The organism is Streptomyces sp. NPDC058051 (genome assembly GCF_042885475.1).
Taxonomy (GTDB): Bacteria; Actinomycetota; Actinomycetes; order Streptomycetales; family Streptomycetaceae; genus Streptomyces.
The window spans coordinates 1-2,100 of record NZ_JBHVRW010000072.1 but is presented as its reverse complement, the minus strand read 5'-3'; the positions used below and the strand labels follow the sequence as shown (position 1 = coordinate 2,100).

The 2,100-nt window shown below is 68.7% G+C and carries 1 protein-coding gene; it reads left to right on the top strand.

The window, feature by feature from the left end; genetic code table 11:
• The first annotated feature begins 227 nt into the window (after positions 1–227).
• Positions 228–2,012 (top strand): protein kinase, encoded by a 1,785-nt coding sequence (locus tag ACFVUT_RS37620; protein ID WP_389661295.1) that lies wholly within the window; start codon positions 228–230, stop codon positions 2,010–2,012.
• Positions 2,013–2,100 lie beyond the last annotated feature (88 nt).

The window sequence follows — 2,100 nt, the reverse complement described above, 5'->3', positions numbered from 1 at the left end:
ATGCTGCGCAATCCCCCCAAAGCGCTGCTCACTGTCAGCGCCGCGCGCTTTTGATGATGCGGCTGTCCGGCCGGTCACGGGACAGCCCTCCCGCACCCGGCCCCGGGCGGATTTCGGAAACCGGCGGACCTGCGGAAATCAACGAACCAAGATGGACGCGGGCACGTCGGTGCCCGCGTCAGGTGTAGGGAGCGGCTGAACGGCCGGACCGATGGAAGGGCACTGCCGTGACGGAACCTTTCGGCATGGGTGGCATGGGCGTGTTCGCCCTGAACGGCGAGCTGAGGCAGCTCGGCCCGTACCGGTTGCTTGGACAACTGGCCACAGGCGGAATGGGTGTGGTCTATCTCGGACGGGTTCCGGGCTCGGGCCGGATCGCTGCCGTCAAGACCCTGCTGGCTTCAGGTGGCGTCACCGAGGAGGCCCGGAGGCGGTTCAGCCGTGAGGTCGGGCTCGCCCGGCGTGTCACGAACGCGTACACCGCCCAGGTTCTGGACTTCGACGTCGACGCCGATCGGCCGTGGATGGCCATGGAGTACGTCGCGGCGCCGTCACTGGAGGCGCTGGTGGTGCAGAAGGGGCCCCTGGCCGACGAGCGCGCGGTGCGCCGGATGGCCTCCGGTGTGGCCCGGGCCCTGGCCGAGCTGCACGACAAGAGCATCGTGCACCGGGACGTCAAGCCCCTCAACATCCTGCTGTGCTCCGACGGCCCCAAGGTGATCGACTTCGGCATCTCCCATGCCGGCGACCTCACCAGCACCAAGCTTACCCTCGGCACCATCGCCTTCGCCGCCCCCGAACAGGCTGAGGGGCAGCCGAGTTCGCCGGCCTCGGACATCTACTCGCTCGGCGTCACCCTGTACTACGTGGCCTGCGGAAAGCTGCCCTATCCGCCGACCACCGAGCCGCTCCAGCAGCTCAACTACGTGCGGCAGGCCGCCATCGATCTGCACGGGCTCCCCAGTGGTCTGGAGGAGGTGGTCCGTGACTGTGTCGCGGCCCGGCCCGAGGACCGGCCGACGGCCGATCAGCTCGTCCCGCGCTTCGAGCACGGCGCCGGCCGGACCCTGCCGGCCGGCTGGACATGGCTGGTCGAGCAGTACGCGGAGGAGGGCCGACGGCTCCAGCGGGCCGCCGACCAGGCCGAGGCCGAGACGGTCACTCGGAGCTGGACCGCTGGTCCCAAGGCGACCCGGCGGCGCACCGAAGAGGACCGCTGGGCTGGGGCGCCGGAGCCCGGACGTCCGGAGGCGAGCGGTCCCGGCCCGAATCCGGCGGCAGGCCCGCGGAGAAGCTCGCCGGCCGGCGAGCCGAGCGCCGGAACGGGCGGGACGACGCCTCGCCGGGTCCGCTGGAAGAACGAGTACCTCTACGCGCTGCTGAGTGCCGCCGCTCTTGTCGTCAGCCTGATCATCTACCTCAACAGCGACAGCGCGAACGACTCGCCCACCTCCTCGCCCACCCACACCAGCAGTCCCCTCGATGACGCGGAATCCGGCGGTGGCCCGGACAGTGAGGGCTCCGGCGGCTCGACGACTTCCCGTCCCAGCCCAACTCCGCCCAGCCGCGAGGACGAGGCTTTTGCCGACATCGCCATCAACGACTGCCTGGACAACTACCGCGATCTCCAGGAGGTGTGGTCGCCCGACACCCCGCAGGCGGCCAGCTGCAACGGCACCGGGTCCTACTACCGCGTGATGTCGATCGCGGACGACTCCGGAGACTGCTCGGCCGGATACGATGCCCAGTGGTCGCACGACAACAACGACGACACCACCACCGCGTTGTGCCTGAACCGCAACTACCGAGTGGGACAGTGCGTGTTCATGGAGGGCGACAAGAGCCAGTCATTGGGCCGCCGAACCCTCACTCACTGCGATGGTGAGATTCCCGACGACTACAAGTACATCGTGCGGATCACCGGCGTGTACGCCGATCGGAACGACTGCGGAAACCACATGTCCTGGACGCTCGACGATCGCGGCATCACCTTGTGCGGCGACAAACTCTGAACGGCCAGGATCTCCTGCCCCCGGCCGCTTGCGACCGTGTCCGCCTCAACTTCGGCGGGTAGTCCTTCATGACCACGAGATGTCCGTC